Below are 18,839 nucleotides of genomic sequence, written 5' to 3'. Positions count from 1 at the left end.
TGCAGTCATGGCTCGCAACGTGGTGATCAGTGGTGGCGGTACGGGAATCGGGCTCGCGGCGGCGCAGGTGTTCGCTGCGGAGGGGGATCGGGTGCTGCTGCTCGGGCGGCGCGCCGAGGTGCTGGCGAAGGCCGGGGTGCCCGGGGCGTTGACGTACGCCGCGGATCTCGGTGACGTCGAGCAGGTGCGCGGGGTGGTCGGATTCGTGGCGCGTGAGCTCGGGGCCGTGGATGTGCTGATCCACAGTGCCGGGGGGAACGGGCAGCTCGAACCCGCGGTGGACGGTGCCGATCCGCTCGACGCCGTCGTGCACGACTGGACCGTGAACTTCCGGCTCAATCTGCTGACCGCGGTGCTGCTCACGGAGGGGTTGAAGGAGCGGCTCGCCTCGCCGGGCGGGCGGGTGCTGTTCGTGAGTTCCATCGCCGCGTACCGGGGGTCCGGGAGCGGGGCGTACGGGGCGGCGAAGGCGGGGCTGCATCCGTACGCCCATGATCTGGCGCGGGAGTTGGGGCCGCGGGGGATCACGGCCAATGTGGTGGCGCCGGGGTATGTCGAGGAGACGGAGTTCTTCGGTGCGGCGATCGATCCCGCGCGGCGGGAGCGGCTGATCGGTGACACGTCCACGGGGCGGGCCGGGACGCCGGGGGATGTCGCCGCGACGCTGCACTGGCTGGCTTCGGCCGGGGCCGGGCATGTGACTTCGCAGATCGTGCAGGTCAATGGTGGGGCTGAGCGCGGGAGGTGACGGGGGCGCGGCCGGCTGTCGGCGGGTGCGGGTCCGTCGTGGCCGGTCGCGCAGTTCCCCGCGCCCCTGAGTGGGTACAGTCGCGCGGCGCCAGGACGGACCCTGCGCCACCGCCGGGACGGCCATGCGCCACGCGGCATCAGGACGGACCCTGTGTCGCGCGGTGCCATGGCGGTCCTGTGTCGTGCGGCGCTATGGCTGCCTTGCGTCGTGCGGCGCTACGGCGGTCCTGTGTCGTGCGGCGCCGCACGGCAGGCCCTCTGCCACGTGGCGCCGCACGGCCGTCAGCCCGGTCCTGGGCGCCGCACGGCCGTCAGCCCGGTTGTGGGCGCGGCGCGGCCGTCAGCCCGGTTGTGGGCGTGGCACGCCGAGCGGTGTCAGCCTCGGCCCGTTCTCGGGGCGTCGGCGGCTGCGCCGTCGGGGTTGCCGCTGTGCGGGCGGTGGCCGTTCCTCGACCGGAATCCCGGGGCCAGTGTCGCGTCCGCCGTGTTGACCCGGGGCAGGGCGTACGGGTGGTGGTCGGTCAGCCAGCGGATCATCTGTTCGCGGACCGTGACCCTCACCGTCCAGATGTCGTCCGCGTCCTTGGCGGTCACCAGGGCACGCACCTGCATCGTGTTCGGGGTGGTGTCGGTGACGGCGAGGCCGTAGTCGCGGCCGTCCCAGGCCGGGCACTCGCGCAGGATGTCCCGCAGCCGCTCGCGCATCAGCTCCACCGGGGCGGTGTGATCGACGTGCCAGAAGACGATGCCGGTCATCTGCGGGGTGCCGCGCGACCAGTTCTCGAACGGCTTCGAGGTGAAGTACGACACCGGCATGGTGATCCGGCGCTCGTCCCAGGTGCGGACCGTCAGGAAGGTCAGCGTGATCTCCTCGACGGTGCCCCACTCGCCGTCCACCACCACGGTGTCCCCGATGCGCACCATGTCGCCGAAGGCGATCTGCAGCCCGGCGAACATGTTGCTGAGCGTCGACTGGGCGGCCACACCGGCGACGATGCCGAGGATGCCCGCCGAGGCCAGCAGCGAGGCACCGGCCGCGCGCATCGCGGGGAACGTCAGCAGCATCGCGGCCACGGCCACCACGCCGACGACCGCGGCGACCACCCGCATGATCAGCGTGACCTGGGTGCGCACCCGGCGGACCCGGGCGGCGTCGTGGTGGGCGCGGGCGTAACGGGTGTACGTCGTCTCCACTATGGCGGCGGCGATCCGGATCACCAGCCAGGCGGTCGCCCCGATCAGGATCAGCGTCAGGGTCTGCCCGATGCCCGCACTGTGCCGCTGCAGCACCCTCGCCTCGTCGTACGCTCCTCTCAGCATCGCCGCGCACAGCACGAGCATGTAGGGGATGCGGCCACGGCGCAGCAGACCCCACATCGGGGTCTCGCTGTGGCGCGCGTCGGCCTTGCGCAGCAGAAGGTCGGTGGCCCAGCCGATCACGAGAGTGAGCAGCACCGAGCCGCCGACCACGATCAGTGGACGGAGTACGTTCTCCATGACCCCGAACCTAACCGGCCCGGGGCGGGCATGAACATGTGACTTCCGCCCCGAAGTGGGTACGGCCCCTGTCCCCGCCGTGCGCGGGCGTTGTCCGTACCGGCTGGCACCATGGCCCCATGAACATCATGCTCTTTCACTCGACCTACGGCCTCAGGCCCGCCGTCCGCCAGGCCGCCGACCGGCTGCGGGAGGCGGGGCACGAGGTGTGGACCCCGGACCTCTTCGAGGGGCGCACGTTCGACACGGTCGAGGAGGGCATGGCCTTCAACGAGGAGATCGGCAAGGACGAACTGCTCAAGCGGGCCGTCCTGGCCGCCGCGCCCTACTCCGAGCGCGGTCTCGTCTACGCCGGCTTCTCGCTCGGTGCCTCGATCGCGCAGACCCTCGCCCTCGGCGACGACAAGGCCCGCGGACTGCTGCTCCTGCACGGCACGTCGGACATCGCGCCCAACGCGACCGCGGACGAACTGCCGGTCCAGCTGCACGTGGCCGAGCCGGACCCGTTCGAGACCGACGACTGGCTGAGCGCCTGGTATCTCCAGATGGGCCGCACCGGCGCCGACGTCGAGGTCTACCGGTACGCCGGGGCCGGTCACCTCTACACCGACCCCGACCTGCCGGACTACGACGAGGAGGCCGCCGAGGCCACCTGGCGGGTGGCCCTCGGCTTCCTGGAGACGCTCTAGACGGGGGTGTACGTCCGCTCGACCTTCTGCGTGCCGGTCCGGGTGCGGTACGAACGCGCCCAGGCCGAGGTCGCGTTCTGCTTCGTCTTGTCGGACAGCACGTAGTAGTCCATCTGCGCCCGGTCGGCGGTGATGTCCAGGACGCCGTAGCCGTGGCGGTCGGTGTCGACCCAGTGGACGTGCCGGTTGGCGACCTGGATGACCGGCGCCGCGAGCGCGGTCACCGTGCCCTCGGGAACCTTGAGGATGTCGTCGAGGTTGTCCGAGGTCACCGAGGTCACGACGAACTCCGTGGCGGCCGAGGCGGACAGCGGGTAGGTGCCGGCGTCCACCGGCACGTCGTTGGCCCACGCCATGTGGATGTCGCCGGTCAGGAAGACGGTGTTGCGGATGGCGTTGGAGCGCAGGTGGGCCAGGAGTTCGCGGCGGTCGTCGGTGTAGCCGTCCCACTGGTCGGTGTTGAGGGCGAGCCCCTCCTTCGGCAGACCGAGCAGCTCGGCGAGGGGCCTCAGCAGGTCGGCGGAGAGCGAGCCGATCGCGAACGGCGAGATCATCACGGAGTTGCCGACCAGCCGCCAGGTGGTGTCACTCGACTTCAGACCGGCCTTCAGCCAGTCCAGCTGGGCGCGGCCGGTGATGGTGCGGTTCGGGTCGTCGACCGAGCCGTTGCCCACGGCGACCTGCTGGGAGCGGAAGGACCGCAGGTCGAGCAGCGAGAGGTCGGCGAGCTTGCCGAAGCGCAGCCGGCGGTAGGTGGTGCCCGCGAGCGCGGGGCGGACCGGCATCCACTCGAAGTAGGCCTGCTTGGCGGCGGCCTGACGGGCCGACCAGGCGCCCTCCGCGCCCTCGGTGTGGTTCTCGGCACCGCCCGACCAGGCGTCGTTGGCGAACTCGTGGTCGTCCCATATCGCGACGACCGGGGCGACCGCGTGGAGGGCCTGGAGGTCCGGGTCCGTCTTGTACTTGCCGTGCCGGATCCGGTAGTCGGCCAGGGTGAGGATCTCGTGGGTCGGCGCGTGCTGCCGTACGACGGTGTCGCGGGTGCCGTACTCGCCGGTGCCGTACTCGTAGATGTAGTCGCCCAGATGCAGCCAGGCGTCCAGGTCGCCGCGGGCCGCGAGATGGCGGTACGAGGAGAAGTAGCCGGCCTCCCAGTTGGCGCAGGAGACCACGCCGAAGCGGAGGTTGGCCACGGCCGCGTCCGCCGCCGGCGCAGTGCGGGTGCGCGCCGCCGGGGAGTCGGTGCCGCCCGCCGAGAAGCGGAACCAGTAGTCGGTGGCGGGCGCGAGGCCGCGCACGTCCGCCTTGACGGTGTGGTCGGAGGCGGCGGTCGCGGTGACGGATCCCTTGGCGACGACGTTCGTGAAGGCCTTGTCCCTGGCGACGATCCAGCCGACCTCGGTGTCGGGGCCGAGCCCGGAGCCGGGTACGGCCTCGGCGGTGGGGGTCACCCGGGTCCACAGCAGGATCCCGTCCGGGAGCGGGTCGCCGGAGGCGACGCCGTGCAGGAAGGCGGGGGTCTCGGCGGCCGCCCGGGCCGGCAGTGCGGCGGCGAGCGGTCCGGCCAGAACCGCGGTGGCCGCCGCGGCCTTGACGACCGTACGGCGGCGCGGGGAAAGGGAGTTGCTCTCGGTTGTTCTCGGTCTACTGGTCACGGCCGATCAGGTTACTGATCGGTATGAACGAGGGCGGGCGAACTCGTGAAAGTTCGCCCGCCCTTTGCCTGAAGAGTGCGGTGATCAGGCCTTCAGAGCCGCGTCGAGCGCCGTGTTGAAGTCGGCGACCGTCATCGGCGCGCTCTTGCCGTCGGCACCGGTCAGCGTCTTGCCGTCCATCTTCAGGGTCGGGGTGCCGGTCACCCCGTCCTTGTTGAACTTCTCGGACATGTCCAGGGCCCACTTGTCGTAGGTGCCGTTCTTCACGGCGTTCTGGAAGGTCTTGTTGTCCTTCAGCTCAGGGACGGTCTGCGCGATCTTGATGAGGTAGGAGTCGTCCTTGAACTTGTCGGGGCCGCTCTCGTCGGGGTGCCACTTCGTGGAGTACATCGCGGTCTTGTACTTCAGGAACGCCTCGGGGCTCACGTTCAGCGCCGCGCCGAGGGCGCTGAGGCCGTTCTTCGAGCCCTCGCCGCCGAGGTTGCCGTCGAGGAAGGTGGCACCGACGAACTGGATCTTGAACTTGCCGTCCTCGACGCCCTTGTCGACGGTCGAGCCGACGGTCTGCTCGAACTGCGCGCAGACGGGGCAGCGCGGGTCCTCGTACATGACGAGGGTCTTCTTGGCGGTGCTCTTGCCGATGACGACGGTCGTGCCGTTGGTGCCCGTGCTGTTGGCCGGCTTGACGAGCTTGTCGTCCTTCGCCGCTTCCCAGTAGCTGGGCTTGTTGCCCTGGACGACCGCGTAGCCGATGCCGCCGGCTATCGCCAGGACACCGACCACGGAGCAGGCGACGATGACCTGCCGCTTGATCTTGTCGCGCTTGGCCTGGCGCTCGCGTTCCTGGCGCAGCCGCTCACGGGCGGCGGTCTTCGCGGCCTGGCTGTTCCGCTTGCTCATTTCGGTGTTCTCCATCGGGGGACGCGCACACGTGGTGTGCGGGGATACGTGGGTCGGGACTGGTGGTGCTCAGGTGCCGTGGGAGCGCGTGAGGCTCAGACGGAAGCGACCGAGCACGGCGGTCCACGCCGTCCCAGGGAGTGCACGAGGAGCTCGTCGAGAACGCGGGCCGTACGGCGGCCGGGGCGCACCGGGCGGACCGGTTCCGGCGCCGACCGCACGGTCAGCGCGGCGGCCGCGAGGAGCAGCGGCCGGAAGGTCGTGGCGGCGACGGCCCGCAGCAGCTGGGCCAGCGCCCGTTCGCCCCGGCGCAGCCAGGCGGCCGCGATCAGGCCGACGCAGACGTGCGCGCCGAGCAGCAGCCACGCGGTGGCCGGGTCGGCGTGGGCGAGCAGGCCGCCCAGCCGCTCCGGGTCGGTGCCGGTCATCCGGGCCAGCGGCGAGCCGACGCTGGTGCCGTCGCCGCAGAACACGTCCCAGCCGACCGAGCGCAGCGGCCCCGTCACCGGGCCGCCCGCGGCGCCGTAGCAGATGTGCTGCCCGGTGGTGAAGACGGTGTCGGCGGCCAGCTCCAGGGGGATCAGCACGGCGGCGATCCGCCCGTAGCCGCGCTCCCGGCCGGCCAGCGCGAAGGTGAGCGCGAACACGGCGACGGCGACCGCCGCCACCGTGTTGAGCGGCAGGGGAGCCCGGGACAGCAGCACGTGCGACGCGGTGCTGAGCGTCACGACGAGTGCCGTGAACAGCGCCGCGCGGAGCGCTCGTAGCTGGGTCCCGGATATGTCCATAGCGTGGAGAGTGTGTCACGCGGGCCTGTAAGGGACCCCTAAAGGGTCCCTGTGAGCGGCCCTATCGTTATCGACGGCGGTTGGGGGCCCGTCACAGGCCGGGGATGCGGCCGTTGCGGAACAGGTCCACGAAGGTCTGGTGGTCGGCACGCGCGCGTGCGCCGTAGCTGTGCGCGAAGTCGACCAGGAGGCCCGCGAAGCCGTCCTCGTCGGCCGCGATCGCCGCGTCGATGGCCCGCTCGGTGGAGAACGGCACCAGGGACTCGCCGGAGGTGTCGTCGGCCGCTGCGTGCATGGTGGCCGTGGCCCGGCCGAGGTCGGCGACGACCGCCGCGATCTCCTCCGGGTCGTCGATGTCGCCCCAGTCCAGGTCCACGGCGTACGGCGAGATCTCCGCGACCAGCTGGCCCGCGCCGCTCAGCTCGGTCCAGCCCAGCCAGGGGTCGGCGTGCTGCTGGAGGGCGCGCTGGGAGATCACCGTGCGGTGGCCCTCGTGCTGGAAGTAGTCGCGGATCGCCGGGTCGGTGATGTGCCGGGAGACGGCCGGGGTCTGGGCTTGCTTGATGTAGATCACGACGTCGTTCTCCAGGGCGTCGGTGTGCCCCTCGAGCAGGATGTTGTACGACGGCAGCCCGGCCGATCCGATGCCGATGCCGCGCCGGCCGACGACGTCCTTGACGCGGTAGGAGTCCGGGCGGGACAGGGAGGCCTCCGGGAGGGTCTCCAGATAGCCGTCGAAGGCCGCGAGCACCTTGTAGCGGGTGGCCGCGTCCAGCTCGATGGAACCGCCGCCCGGCGCGAAGCGGCGCTCGAAGTCGCGGATCTCCGTCATCGACTCCAGCAGGCCGAAGCGGGTCAGGGAGCGGGCGTCGCGCAGCGCGTCCAGCAGGGGGCCCTGGGCGGTGTCCAGGGTGAAGGGCGGCACCTCGTCGCTCTTGGCGCCGGTGGCCAGGGCGTGGATCCGCTCGCGGTACGCGCCCGCGTACACCTCGACCAGCTCGGTGATCTGCTCGTCGCCCAGCGCCTTGGCGTACCCGATCAGCGCGACGGAGGCGGCGAAGCGCTTGAGGTCCCAGGTGAAGGGGCCGACGTAGGCCTCGTCGAAGTCGTTGACGTTGAAGATCAGCCGGCCGTTGGCGTCCAGGTAGGTGCCGAAGTTCTCCGCGTGCAGGTCGCCGTGGATCCACACGCGCGAGGTGCGCTCGTCCAGGTACGGGCCGCCCCTCTTCTCGGCGTCCAGGTCGTGGTAGAAGAGGCACGCCGTCCCGCGGTAGAACGCGAACGCCGAGGCCGCCATCTTGCGGAACTTCACGCGGAACGCTGCCGGGTCGGCGGCCAGGAGCTCGCCGAAGGCGGTGTCGAAGACAGCGAGAATCTCCTCGCCGCGGTGCTCGTCGTTGAGCTGCGGTACCGACATCGCGGGGTGCCTCCTGGTGCATGCGTACGACAGCGTTTCTGTCGTCTGGTCCAACGGGCGGGTCCGGGGGAAAGTGCCCGCGACCCTCGTTGTGAAGGTACGCGGGGCGGCCCTCTGAGTGTCAGTGCCGAGGCATAGACTTCGACGCTGTCCCCCGAACCGTCCGCCCGCCTGTCGTCGACTGTTTTCCATGGAGGCCACGCCGTGTCAAAGCCGCCGTTCACGCACCTGCACGTCCACACCCAGTACTCCCTGCTGGACGGTGCCGCGCGGCTCAAGGACATGTTCAACGCGTGCAACGAGATGGGCATGACCCACATCGCCATGTCCGACCACGGCAACCTGCACGGGGCGTACGACTTCTTCCACTCGGCGAAGAAGGCCGGGGTCACCCCGATCATCGGGATCGAGGCGTACGTCGCGCCCGAGTCCCGGCGCAACAAGCGCAAGATCCAGTGGGGCCAGCCGCACCAGAAGCGGGACGACGTCTCCGGTTCGGGTGGTTACACCCACAAGACGATGTGGGCCGTGAACAAGACCGGCCTGCACAACCTCTTCAAGCTCTCCTCCGACGCCTACGCCGAGGGCTGGCTGCAGAAGTGGCCCCGCATGGACAAGGAGACGATCTCCCAGTGGTCCGAGGGGATCGTCGCCTCCACCGGCTGCCCCTCAGGCGAGCTCCAGACCCGGCTGCGCCTCGGCCAGTACGACGAGGCGCTGAAGGCCGCCGCCGACTACCAGGACATCTTCGGCAAGGACCGGTACTTCCTGGAGCTGATGGACCACGGCATCGAGATCGAGCACCGGGTCCGCGACGGCCTCCTGGAGATCGGCAAGAAGCTCGGCATCCCCCCGCTGGTCACCAACGACTCGCACTACACGTACGCGCACGAGGCGACCGCCCACGACGCCCTGCTGTGCATCCAGACCGGCAAGAACCTCTCCGACCCCGACCGCTTCAAGTTCGACGGCACCGGCTACTACCTGAAGTCCACGGAGGAGATGTACGCCATCGACTCCTCGGACGCCTGGCAGGAGGGCTGCGCCAACACCCTCCTGATCGCCGAGATGGTCGACACCGAGGGCATGTTCGAGGCCAAGAACCTCATGCCGAAGTTCGACATCCCCGACGGCTACACCGAGGTCACCTGGTTCAAGGAGGAGGTGCGCCGCGGCATGGAGCGCCGCTTCCCCGGCGGCATCCCCGACGACCGCCAGAAGCAGGCGGACTACGAGATGGACGTCATCATCCAGATGGGGTTCCCGGGCTACTTCCTCGTGGTCGCCGACTTCATCATGTGGGCCAAGAACAACGGCATCGCGGTGGGCCCGGGCCGAGGCTCAGCGGCCGGCTCGATCGTCGCCTACGCGATGGGCATCACCGACCTCGACCCGATCCCGCACGGCCTGATCTTCGAGCGGTTCCTCAACCCCGAGCGCGTCTCCATGCCCGATGTCGACATCGACTTCGACGAGCGTCGGCGCGTCGAGGTGATCCGGTACGTGACGGAGAAGTACGGCGCCGACAAGGTCGCCATGATCGGCACCTACGGCAAGATCAAGGCCAAGAACGCGATCAAGGACTCCGCGCGCGTCCTGGGTTACCCGTACGCGATGGGCGACCGCCTCACCAAGGCCATGCCCGCCGACGTCCTCGGCAAGGGCATCGACCTCGACGGCATCACCAACCCCTCGCACCCGCGCTACAGCGAGGCCGGCGAGATCCGCGGGATGTACGAGAACGAACCGGACGTGAAGAAGGTCATCGACACCGCCAAGGGCGTCGAGGGCCTGGTCCGGCAGATGGGTGTGCACGCGGCCGGCGTGATCATGTCCAGCGAGCCCATCGTCGACCACGCCCCGATCTGGGTGCGGCACACCGACGGCGTGACCATCACGCAGTGGGACTACCCGCAGTGCGAGTCGCTCGGCCTGCTGAAGATGGACTTCCTGGGCCTGCGCAACCTCACGATCATGGACGACGCCATCAAGATGGTGAAGGCCAACAAGGGCATCGACCTGGAGATGCTCGCCCTCCCGCTGGACGACCCCAAGACCTTCGAACTGCTCTGCCGCGGTGACACCCTCGGCGTCTTCCAGTTCGACGGCGGCCCCATGCGCTCGCTGCTGCGCCAGATGCAGCCCGACAACTTCGAGGACATCTCCGCCGTCTCGGCCCTCTACCGGCCGGGCCCGATGGGCATGAACTCGCACATCAACTACGCCGAGCGCAAGAACGGCCGCCAGGAGATCACGCCGATCCACAAGGAGCTGGAGGAGCCGCTCGAAGAGGTCCTCGCGGTCACCTACGGCCTGATCGTCTACCAGGAGCAGGTGCAGAAGGCCGCGCAGATCATCGCCGGGTACTCGCTCGGCGAGGCCGACATCCTGCGCCGCGTGATGGGCAAGAAGAAGCCCGACGAACTGGCGAAGAACTTCACCATCTTCCAGGCCGGTGCCCAGAAGAACGGCTACAGCGACGAGGCGATCCAGGCCCTGTGGGACGTGCTGGTCCCCTTCGCCGGCTACGCCTTCAACAAGGCCCACTCCGCCGCGTACGGACTGGTCTCCTACTGGACCGCGTACCTCAAGGCCAACTACCCGGCCGAGTACATGGCCGCGCTGCTCACCTCGGTCAAGGACGACAAGGACAAGTCGGCGGTCTACCTCAACGAGTGCCGGCGTATGAAGATCAAGGTGCTCCCGCCGAACGTCAACGAGTCCGAGCACAACTTCGCCGCCCAGGGCGACGACGTGATCCTCTTCGGGCTCGAAGCGGTGCGCAACGTCGGCACCAACGTGGTCGAGTCGATCATCCGCAGCCGCAAGGCCAAGGGGAAGTACGCCTCCTTCCCCGACTACCTCGACAAGGTCGAGGCGGTCGCCTGCAACAAGCGCACCACGGAGTCGCTGATCAAGGCGGGCGCCTTCGACACCATGGGGCACACCCGCAAGGGCCTCACCGCGCACTTCGACTCGATGATCGACAACGTGGTCGCGGTCAAGCGCAAGGAGGCCGAGGGCCAGTTCGACCTCTTCGGCGGAATGGGCGAGGCGGACACCAGCGAGCCCGGCTTCGGACTCGACGTGGAGTTCACCACCGACGAGTGGGACAAGACCTACCTGCTCGCCCAGGAGCGGGAGATGCTCGGCCTGTACGTCTCCGACCACCCGCTCTTCGGCCTGGAGCACGTGCTGTCCGACAAGGCCGACGCGGGCATCGCCCAGCTCACCGGCGGTGAGCACGCGGACGGCGCGGTCGTCACCATCGGCGGCATCATCTCGGGCCTGCAGCGCAAGATGACCAAGCAGGGCAACGCCTGGGCGATCGCCACCGTCGAGGACCTCGCCGGTTCCATCGAGTGCATGTTCTTCCCCGCGACCTACCAGCTGGTGTCGACCCAACTCGTCGAGGACGCCGTGGTCTTCGTCAAGGGCCGCCTCGACAAGCGCGAGGACGTGCCCCGTCTGGTCGCCATGGAGCTCCAGGTCCCCGACCTGTCCAACGCGGGAACCAACGCGCCCGTGATCCTCACCATCCCGGCGCTCAAGGTCACCCCGCCGATGGTCAGCAGGCTCGGTGAGATCCTCAGCCACCACAAGGGGGAGAGCGAGGTCCGCATCCGGCTGCAGGGGCCCAGCAAGACCACGGTCCTGCGGCTGGACCGGCACCGGGTGAAGCCGGACCCGGCGCTCTTCGGCGACCTGAAGGTGCTGCTCGGACCGTCCTGCCTGGCGGGCTGACCCACCCGTCCCCGGGACTTGCTGAGGGGCGCACTCCTTGCGGGGTGCGCCCCTCTGTGTGCCTGGGTCTCAACAACCCTTTATGCAGATGTCAGTTGTGCCCGAAGCTTTTCTGCCGCCCCTTGCGGGCGACATCGCCGGGAGTCACCTGCGTGGTGCGCTGCTCGGCCGGTGTCTCCATCGAGGAGTGCTGCGGCTCCTGCCCGGCACGCTCGGACTGCGGCTGCTTACGGTTCTGCTTCTTGTTCTTGGCCATGGTGATCTGCCTCCTGAGGGTGATCTAGGGGCCAGGGCCGGGACCAGATTCACATAGGCTGACAAGAGGCGCATTTCGGATAATTACCGTGCGTGACAGGGAATGTCGCCGGGCGATGCCCCGAAACGCCACGCCGAAGATCGAGTTCCGGCCGTTAACCCCCGCGCGGTCGGGCAGACTCGAAGGAAGCCCGAAGCAAACCTCCCGGAAAGAGGGTGGACCCGTGGACCGCTGCATCGTCCTGGTGGACGCCGGGTATCTGCTGGGGGCCGCCGCCAGTCTCCTCGCCGGGGAGCCCTCGCGTTCCCGCATCACCGTCGACCACGCCGCCCTCGTCCAGGGGCTGCGCGACCGGGCCGAGTCCGACACGGAACGGCCCCTGCTGCGCATCTACTGGTTCGACGGCGCCCCCGACCGCGTCCCCCAGCCCGAGCACCGCAGGCTGCGGGTGATGCCCCGGGTGACCGTCCGGCTCGGCGCCCTGACCCGCAGCGACGGACGCTGGGCCCAGAAGGGCGTGGACGCCGCCATGCACGCCGAGCTCACCGAACTGGCCCGCAACCGCGCCTGCTCCGACGTCGTGCTCGTCACCGGCGACGGGGACCTGCTGCCGGGCATGATGGCCGCCAAGGAGCACGGGGTCGCCGTACACCTGTGGGCCGTGCAGGCCGCCGACGGGGACTACAACCAGTCGGAGGACCTGGTCGCCGAGGCGGACGAGCGGCGGGTGCTGGACCGGGCCTGGATCACCAAGGCCGTCCGCGCGAAGGAGCTCGGCGGGGTCTGCGCGCCGCCGCCCGTGCCGAGGCCCGAGATCGCCGCGATCCTCTCCGCGCCGCTGCCCGAGTCCGCGCTCTCGCAGGCACCCGAGCGGTCCGCCGAGGAGAGCGAGCACGCCCCGGCGGCCGCCTCGGAGAACGGCACGCAGGAGCGGGTGCCCGCGCCGAAGGGCGTACCGACGCCGAAGGATCTCGCCGCGCTGCGGGCGCACGGCAGCCAGCCCGCCCAGCACCCCGCGAGCGCGACCCTGCGCTGGTCCTCCGACAAGGGCTGGGTCGACCGGCCCGGGGGCGCCGCCGAGCCGCCCGAGGTCGCCTCCATGCCGACGCTCGCGCAGCTCACCACGGCGGAGCAGCGATGGGCCGACCGCGAGGAGGACATCACCACGGTCGGCGGGGACCCGTTCGAGGTGGGGCAGGTCTTCGCGCGCCGGTGGATGGAGCGGCTCGGGGACCAGGCCCATCTGCAGAAGCTGTCCGGGATGTACCCGCGGGTGCCGCACCGGATCGACGGGGAGCTGCTCCGGTACGCGGCGCGGTTCGGGCTGCTCGCGCACAAGGACGACCAGATCGACGAGCACGACCGCTATGCGATCCGGGCCGGGTTCTGGCGCGAGATCGATGTGCGGACGGCGGCGGAGCACGCCCCCGCCGGGGAGTGAAACGGCACATACCCCGCCCCAGGGGAGAGCCGGGCTCCCGGACCCCGTAGTCTCGTTCCTTGTGAGTACGCGCGCTGCACCGGCACTTCGACACAGTGGGGATGTCGTGTGTGCGGTGCGTGGGCTGACCAAGACCTATCCGGCGGTGCGCGGGCGGCGCGGGGCGCCGGCGACGCCCGAGGTACGCGCCACCGACGACGTACGACTGGACATCCGGCAGGGCGAGATCTTCGGGCTGCTCGGGCCGAACGGCGCCGGGAAGACCACACTCGTACGGCAGCTCACCGGGCTGATGCGGCCCGACCGCGGCAGCGTCGAGATCCTCGGCCACGACATCGTGCGCCACCCGGACCGGGCCTCGCGGATCCTCGCCTATCTCGGCCAGGAGTCCTCCGCCCTCGACGAACTCACCGTCTCCCTCGCCGCCGAGACCACCGGACGGCTGCGCGGTCTGGAGGCAAGGCGGGCGCGGGCCGAGCGGGACGCCGTACTCGACGAGCTGGGGCTCACGACGATCGCCGGGCGGCCCCTGAAGAAGCTGTCCGGCGGACAGCGGCGGCTCGCGTGCTTCGCGTCGGCGCTGGTGGGGGAGCGGCCGCTGCTCGTGCTCGACGAGCCGACCACCGCGATGGACCCCGTGGCGCGGCGCGCGGTGTGGTCCGCCGTGGACCGGCGGCGGGCCGAGCGGGGGACCACCGTCCTTCTCGTCACCCACAACGTCATCGAGGCGGAGACCGTCCTCGACCGGGTCGCCGTCCTCGACCAGGGGCGGGTCATCGCCTGCGACACGCCCTCCGGGCTCAAGGAACAGGTCGCCGGGGAGGTCCGCGTCGACCTCGTGTGGCGCGAGGCGGCCCCGCTGCACGTCCCCGAGGTCGCCGCGCTCCAGGACCGGGCCGTGGCCGCCGGGCGCCGCTGGACGCTGCGGCTCGCCCCCGAGGAGGCCCGCGCGGTCGTCGCCACCGTCACCGGCGGAGCCGCGTTCGCCGCGCTGGACGACTTCACGCTCGCCACGCCCAGCCTGGAGGACGTGTACCTCGCGCTGGGCGGGGCCGCGCAGCAGGGGCTGGTGAAGGCGTGAGCACCGTGAGCACTTTGAGTACGCGGACGGCCGCATCCGTACGTCACAGGGCGACCGCCGGAGCGAAGAGGAGCCGAGCCACGTGAGTGTCGTACCCGCCGAGGTTCTGCCGGGCGGCGCGCCGGCCGTCGTGGAGACGGGTCGGGACGCGGCCGCCGAGCTCGGGCCGCGCGCACGGCTGTGGCCGTCACTGGCGGCCGTCTACCGGGCGCAGCTGTCCCGCGCGCGGGTCGCGCGCATCCCACTGCTGTTCGTGGCGACCTTCCAGTCGGTCGGGATCATGATCCTGATGCGGGGGGTCGTGGACGGCGGGGGCGAGGCCCAGTCCGTGGTCGCCGGGGCGTCCGTGCTGGTCGTCGCCTTCGTCGCGCTCAATCTGCTCGCGCAGTACTTCGGGCAGCTGCGGGCGAGCGGCGGGCTCGACCACTACGCCACCCTGCCGGTGCCGCCCGCCGCCGTGGTGCTCGGCGCCGCGGGGGCGTACGCCTCCTTCACCGTGCCCGGGACCGTGGTCACCGCGATCTTCGGGTGTGTGCTGTTCGGGCTGCCGCTGGCGCACCTGTGGGTGCTGGTGGCGGTGATCCCGCTGGCCGGCGCGGCCCTGGCGGGGCTGGGGGCGGCGCTCGGGCTGCTCGCGCCCCGGCCGGAACTGGCCACGCTGCTGGGACAGCTCGGCATGTCTGCCGCGCTGCTGCTCGGGGTCCTGCCCGCCGACCGGATGCCCGAGGCGGTGCGGTTCGCCCGGGATCTGCTGCCCTCGACCTACGGCGTCGAGGCCTTCGCCCGGACCTTCGGGCCGCATCCCGACTGGGCCTTCGTGCTCGGCGACCTCGCCGTGTGCGGGTGCGTCGGTGTGGTCTCGCTGGCCGTCGCCACCTGGGCCTACCGCCGGGCGGCCGTCCGGTGACGCGCCGCACAGGCGGGCCTGGCACGATGTCAGGGTGACCGCTCCGTTGACGCCTCCGCCGCCGCCCCACGAACCGTCCCCGCACGATGCGTGGCAGGCCCCCCATGCCGGGTACGCGGCTCCCGCCGAACCCCGTTACGGGGAGGGCGGGCCCGGGATGAGGACCGAGTTGATCGAGGGCGCGGTGATCATGGTCGCCGTGGCGCTCTGCGGAGTGCTGCTCGGGGTGCTGTGGTGGTGGCTGGCTCCGCACGTGCCGCTGGTCGGGGACGTGGACGAGCAGGGGAACTGGGTCGTCTACCTCAAGGACACCGAGGGCGAGCAGGCGGTGGGGGTGGACGGGACGCTCACCCTGCTGGCGCTGGCCTTCGGGGCCGTGAGCGCGCTCGTCGTGTTCCTGTGGCGGCGGCGGGGCGGAGTGCCGCTGGTGGTGGGACTGGCCGTCGGGGGCGTTCTGGCGTCCCTGCTCGCGTGGCGGGTGGGGATGTGGCTCGGGCCGTCGTCCGACGTGCTCGCGCATGCCAAGGCCGTGGGCAAGGGGGTCACGTTCTCCGCGCCGCTGAAGCTGGGGGCGAAGGGGGCGTTGCTGGCCTGGTCCTTGGCCGGGCTCGTCGTGCATCTGGGCCTGACGGCGTTGTTCGGGCCGCGGGATCCTGAGCCGGTGTACGGGCCGGGGGTTCCGGGGGACGGGTACGGGGCGCCTGCGGCGTAGGCGCCGTTTCCTCGCCCCCGCCGCCCCTACCCGTCCCATCCCCAGGGGCTGCCGCCCCTTCGACCCCGCCGAGGGCTGCGCCCCGAGACCCTGCTCAGGGCTGTCGGCCTCAGACCCTGCCCAGGGCTGTCGGCCCCAGATCCGCCCGGGAGTTGAGCCCCTTGGGCCCCGCCCTGGGCTGCCGGCGCCAGACACCCCGCACAGAGCTGTCGGCCCCAGACCCCGCTTCGGTTCTGAAGGGGCTTTGTCCTCGAGCGTCGGACGGGGCTGGGTGGTGGATCGGGGGCGGGAGGATTGGGCTGTCTCCGGCCCGCCTGGGAACTGCGCCACTTCGACCCGGCTAAGGCTGTCGGCCCCAGACCTGCCCGGGAGTTGAGCCGCTTCGGCCGCGTCCCGGGCTGTGCCTCAGAGACCCCGCACAGAGCTGTCGGCCCCGGGCCCCGCTTCGGCTCTGTAGGGGCCTTGTCCTCGATCGGGAGCGGGAAGGTTACGCCGGGCGCCTGCCGTGGTTTGAGCGGCCCTTCTTTGTGCGCCACTTGCGCTTGCGTGTTTTCTTCGACATGCCCCTTGTGCTTAGTCCAGGAAGGGGCGCCCGTCGAGGGGTCACGCGCGGGCGATCGGGGCCAGGACCGCGTTGGTGAGGTGGGCCAGGTCGGTGGGTGCCAGTTCCACCTCCAGGCCTCGGCGGCCGGCCGAGACGCAGATGGTGTCGTGGGTGGAGGCGGAGGCGTCGAGGACCGTGGGGAGCTTCTTGCGCTGGCCCAGCGGGGAGATGCCGCCGCGGACGTAGCCCGTGGTGCGTTCCGCCAGGGCCGGGTCCGCCATCGCGGCCCGCTTGCCGCCCGCCGCCGTCGCCAGGGCCTTCAGGTCCAGGGAACCCGCCACCGGGACCACCGCCACGGTCAGCGTGCCGTCCACGTCCGCCACCAGCGTCTTGAAGACGCGGTCCGGGGAGACGCCCATCGCCTCGGCCGCCTCCTCGCCGTACGACGGGTGGGAGGGGTCGTGGTCGTAGGCGTGCACCGTGAAGGGCACGCCCGCCGTGGTCAGGGCCACCGTCGCGGGGGTGCCCCCGGACTGCTGCTTCTTCGACTTCTTCGCCATCGGACGGGTTCCGGCCTCAGTTCATGCTCGTCGGGCCGAGCGTCAGGTCCGACGCCGGCAACGACGGCAGATTACGGATGATCGCCGTCTCCGCGCGCAGGAGTTTCAGCTCGTCGCGGAGCCGGGACGCGGTGTCGGCGGCCTGGAGCAGACGCTGCTTCGTGGGGGTGTCCAGCATCATCGCGGCCGCCACCAGGTACGAGACCACCGACGGCTCGTCCGGGAGGTCCGCGTCGGAGGACAGGGAGCGTTCCCGGGCTCCCGCCAGACGCTTCTGGTACTGGCGGAACGCCCGCAGGACGCCCTCCGCCAACGGCCCCGCCTCTTCGCCCTCCTCCTCGGGCAACTCCTCCAGTTCGGCCGTGAGATAGGGGCCCGAGGCGTCGACGGACAGGAGACGAACCCGGGTCGTCCCCGTCGCCAGGACCTCGAAGGTGCCGTCCGCCCGCTCCCGTACCGTCGCCGCGTCCGCCACGCAGCCGACCGCGTGGAACGCCTTGACCGGGTCGTCGCCGAAGCCGGCCGCGGGGCCGCCGTCGGGCACGGCCGTCCGGTCCGGCAGGCCGCGGGCGCTGGGCGCCACCTCGTGGCCGTCGCGGATCGCCACCACGGCGAACCGGCGCGGTTCCTCCTCCGGGGTCTTCAGCAGTTCGCGCATCATGGCGCGATAACGCTCCTCGAAGACGTTGAGAGGAAGCACGAGCCCCGGGAACAGCACGGAGTTCAGGGGGAAGAGCGGGAGCCGCACGGTGGTCACGGCGCCAAAGCCTAATGGCCCCCGGAGCGGACACGTCCCCCGTGCTCACTCCGTGGATGGATCAGGGCGTGTCGGCGGACCTCCTCGCGGACCTCCAGGAAGCGGCCCAGCGGGTCCTCCGACTCCCGGCTCCACGGGAACGAGGTCGCGTACGGGCCGAGCATCCGCAGCTGGTCCAGGGCGTCCGTCCAGCGGCCGAGGCGTACCAGGACGTACACCAGCTTGTTGCGGATCTCGGCGGGCCAGGGGTCGGCGGCCGCGAAGGTGGCGGACAGCTCGACGGCCCGGTCGGCCGCCGCGTCCAGCCGCTCGCGTGCGACCGCCGTGCCGCCGCCCTCGGTCAGACAGGCCAGCGCCGCCCGCGCGGGCAGCGCCTGGACGAGCGCGCCGGGCGGGGCGTCCTGCGCGGCCCGCTCGGCGAAGTCGAAGCACTCGCGGTACGAGCCCCGCCAGGAGGTGGCCAGATAGCGCAGGGCGGCCACATGGCAGCCGTAGTGCCGCGGGGCGCGCCGCAGGGCCGCCTCCCAGAGCTCCCCGAAGTAGGTGTGCCCGGCCTGCGAGCCGCGCGCGTGGTCCAGCGCGATCCGCCACGGCACCGGGTCGCGGCCCTCGCCGCGGGCCGCGGCGGTGATCAGCGGGCTCACCTCGCGCAGCAGCTCCGCGCGGGCCGGTGAGTCCCATACGCGGTCCACCGCGAGCTGAGCACCGAGCAGCAGCTGGTCCGGGTCGTGCGGGGCTTCGGCGCGCCAGGCGTCGTACCACTCGGGGCGCGAGCGGGCGAAGGCGGAGAGCCGCCGTACGTATCGGTCGCGCAGCTCCCAGGCGGCGTCCTCGCGGGTCGCGGCGAGCAGCTCGGCCGCGCGCCCGTACGTGCCCTGTCCGGCGGCGACCAGCGCGGGTCCGAGCCGGTCGTCGGGCGCGTCGAGCAGTACCTCGTCGTCGGCGGGCAGTCCGCCGGTGAGGTAGGGGGGCATCCGTGACGCGCGGATGAAGGGGGGCAGCAGAGCCATGGTGTCGACCATTGAAAGTCCGTGGCTCGGCGTTGCGCCAGTGCGCACGTGCAACTCGCGGAAAGTTGTACGGCCGACGGTCAAGGCAGGGTAAAGACGTGACCTTCGTTCACCTTACGCACCATGGATCC

The 18,839-nt window shown here is 71.1% G+C and carries 16 protein-coding genes; 7 read left to right on the top strand and 9 right to left on the bottom strand.

Annotation, left to right across the window (positions count from 1 at the left end):
- The first annotated feature begins 7 nt into the window (after positions 1 to 7).
- Positions 8 to 748: an SDR family oxidoreductase gene (locus IOD14_RS33670; RefSeq protein ID WP_123988585.1), complete on the top strand. Its 741-nt coding sequence runs from the start codon at positions 8 to 10 to the stop codon at positions 746 to 748.
- 377 nt (positions 749 to 1,125) lie between these two features.
- On the opposite strand, the gene IOD14_RS33665 is transcribed toward IOD14_RS33670, so the two are convergent.
- Complete coding sequence (locus tag IOD14_RS33665) at positions 1,126 to 2,247, bottom strand: mechanosensitive ion channel domain-containing protein (protein WP_123988584.1); 1,122 nt, start codon at positions 2,245 to 2,247, stop codon at positions 1,126 to 1,128.
- Positions 2,248 to 2,366: 119 nt separating this feature from the next.
- Here IOD14_RS33665 and IOD14_RS33660 point away from each other — a divergent pair, with 119 nt between their 5' ends.
- Complete coding sequence (locus IOD14_RS33660) at positions 2,367 to 2,936, top strand: dienelactone hydrolase family protein (protein ID WP_123988583.1); 570 nt, start codon at positions 2,367 to 2,369, stop codon at positions 2,934 to 2,936.
- Here IOD14_RS33660 and IOD14_RS33655 read toward each other — a convergent pair.
- From IOD14_RS33655 to IOD14_RS33640, 4 genes are all read right to left on the bottom strand, one after another.
- Complete coding sequence (locus IOD14_RS33655; RefSeq protein ID WP_123988582.1) at positions 2,933 to 4,591, bottom strand: alkaline phosphatase D family protein; 1,659 nt, start codon at positions 4,589 to 4,591, stop codon at positions 2,933 to 2,935. The two genes, IOD14_RS33660 and IOD14_RS33655, sit on opposite strands and share 4 nt — an antisense overlap.
- A gap of 84 nt (positions 4,592 to 4,675) precedes the next feature.
- Positions 4,676 to 5,491 carry a thioredoxin domain-containing protein gene (locus IOD14_RS33650; RefSeq protein ID WP_212672309.1) on the bottom strand — a complete coding sequence of 272 codons (816 nt, stop codon included), beginning with the start codon at positions 5,489 to 5,491 and terminating at the stop codon, positions 4,676 to 4,678.
- A gap of 95 nt (positions 5,492 to 5,586) precedes the next feature.
- Positions 5,587 to 6,279 (bottom strand): hypothetical protein, encoded by a 693-nt coding sequence (locus tag IOD14_RS33645; protein WP_123988580.1) that lies wholly within the window; start codon positions 6,277 to 6,279, stop codon positions 5,587 to 5,589.
- Between the two features lie 91 nt (positions 6,280 to 6,370).
- A complete protein-coding gene (locus IOD14_RS33640; RefSeq protein WP_123988579.1) occupies positions 6,371 to 7,696 on the bottom strand; it encodes a DUF2252 domain-containing protein in 1,326 nt (441 codons plus the stop codon).
- A gap of 204 nt (positions 7,697 to 7,900) precedes the next feature.
- On the opposite strand from IOD14_RS33640, the gene dnaE reads away from it, so the two are divergent.
- Entirely contained in the window at positions 7,901 to 11,440 is a 3,540-nt protein-coding gene (gene dnaE, locus IOD14_RS33635) for a DNA polymerase III subunit alpha (RefSeq protein WP_123988578.1), read from the top strand.
- Positions 11,441 to 11,531: 91 nt separating this feature from the next.
- On the opposite strand, the gene IOD14_RS33630 is transcribed toward dnaE, so the two are convergent.
- Positions 11,532 to 11,696, bottom strand: a complete 165-nt coding sequence (locus IOD14_RS33630; protein ID WP_174269096.1) for a hypothetical protein — start codon at positions 11,694 to 11,696, stop codon at positions 11,532 to 11,534.
- 223 nt (positions 11,697 to 11,919) lie between these two features.
- Here IOD14_RS33630 and IOD14_RS33625 point away from each other — a divergent pair, with 223 nt between their 5' ends.
- The 4 genes from IOD14_RS33625 (at position 11,920) to IOD14_RS33610 (ending at position 15,837) form a co-directional block, all read left to right on the top strand.
- A complete protein-coding gene (locus IOD14_RS33625; RefSeq protein ID WP_123988577.1) occupies positions 11,920 to 13,137 on the top strand; it encodes an NYN domain-containing protein in 1,218 nt (405 codons plus the stop codon).
- Positions 13,138 to 13,243: 106 nt separating this feature from the next.
- Complete coding sequence (locus IOD14_RS33620; RefSeq protein WP_212672308.1) at positions 13,244 to 14,218, top strand: ABC transporter ATP-binding protein; 975 nt, start codon at positions 13,244 to 13,246, stop codon at positions 14,216 to 14,218.
- Positions 14,219 to 14,300: 82 nt separating this feature from the next.
- Positions 14,301 to 15,125, top strand: a complete 825-nt coding sequence (locus IOD14_RS33615; RefSeq protein WP_123988575.1) for an ABC transporter permease — start codon at positions 14,301 to 14,303, stop codon at positions 15,123 to 15,125.
- 34 nt (positions 15,126 to 15,159) lie between these two features.
- Entirely contained in the window at positions 15,160 to 15,837 is a 678-nt protein-coding gene (locus IOD14_RS33610) for a DUF2567 domain-containing protein (RefSeq protein WP_212672307.1), read from the top strand.
- 603 nt (positions 15,838 to 16,440) lie between these two features.
- Here IOD14_RS33610 and ybaK read toward each other — a convergent pair.
- The 3 genes from ybaK to IOD14_RS33595 are packed head-to-tail and all read right to left on the bottom strand — an operon-like array spanning position 16,441 to position 18,720.
- Entirely contained in the window at positions 16,441 to 16,941 is a 501-nt protein-coding gene (gene ybaK, locus IOD14_RS33605) for a Cys-tRNA(Pro) deacylase (RefSeq protein ID WP_123988573.1), read from the bottom strand.
- A 16-nt stretch (positions 16,942 to 16,957) separates the two neighbouring features.
- Positions 16,958 to 17,698: an LON peptidase substrate-binding domain-containing protein gene (locus IOD14_RS33600; protein WP_123988572.1), complete on the bottom strand. Its 741-nt coding sequence runs from the start codon at positions 17,696 to 17,698 to the stop codon at positions 16,958 to 16,960.
- 11 nt (positions 17,699 to 17,709) lie between these two features.
- Positions 17,710 to 18,720, bottom strand: a complete 1,011-nt coding sequence (locus IOD14_RS33595; protein ID WP_123988571.1) for a hypothetical protein — start codon at positions 18,718 to 18,720, stop codon at positions 17,710 to 17,712.
- Positions 18,721 to 18,839 lie beyond the last annotated feature (119 nt).

The organism is Streptomyces sp. A2-16 (assembly GCF_018128905.1).
Lineage (GTDB): Bacteria > Actinomycetota > Actinomycetes > Streptomycetales > Streptomycetaceae > Streptomyces.
Note: the sequence above shows the minus strand (reverse complement) of the source record. Positions and strands in the feature narration are given on the sequence as shown.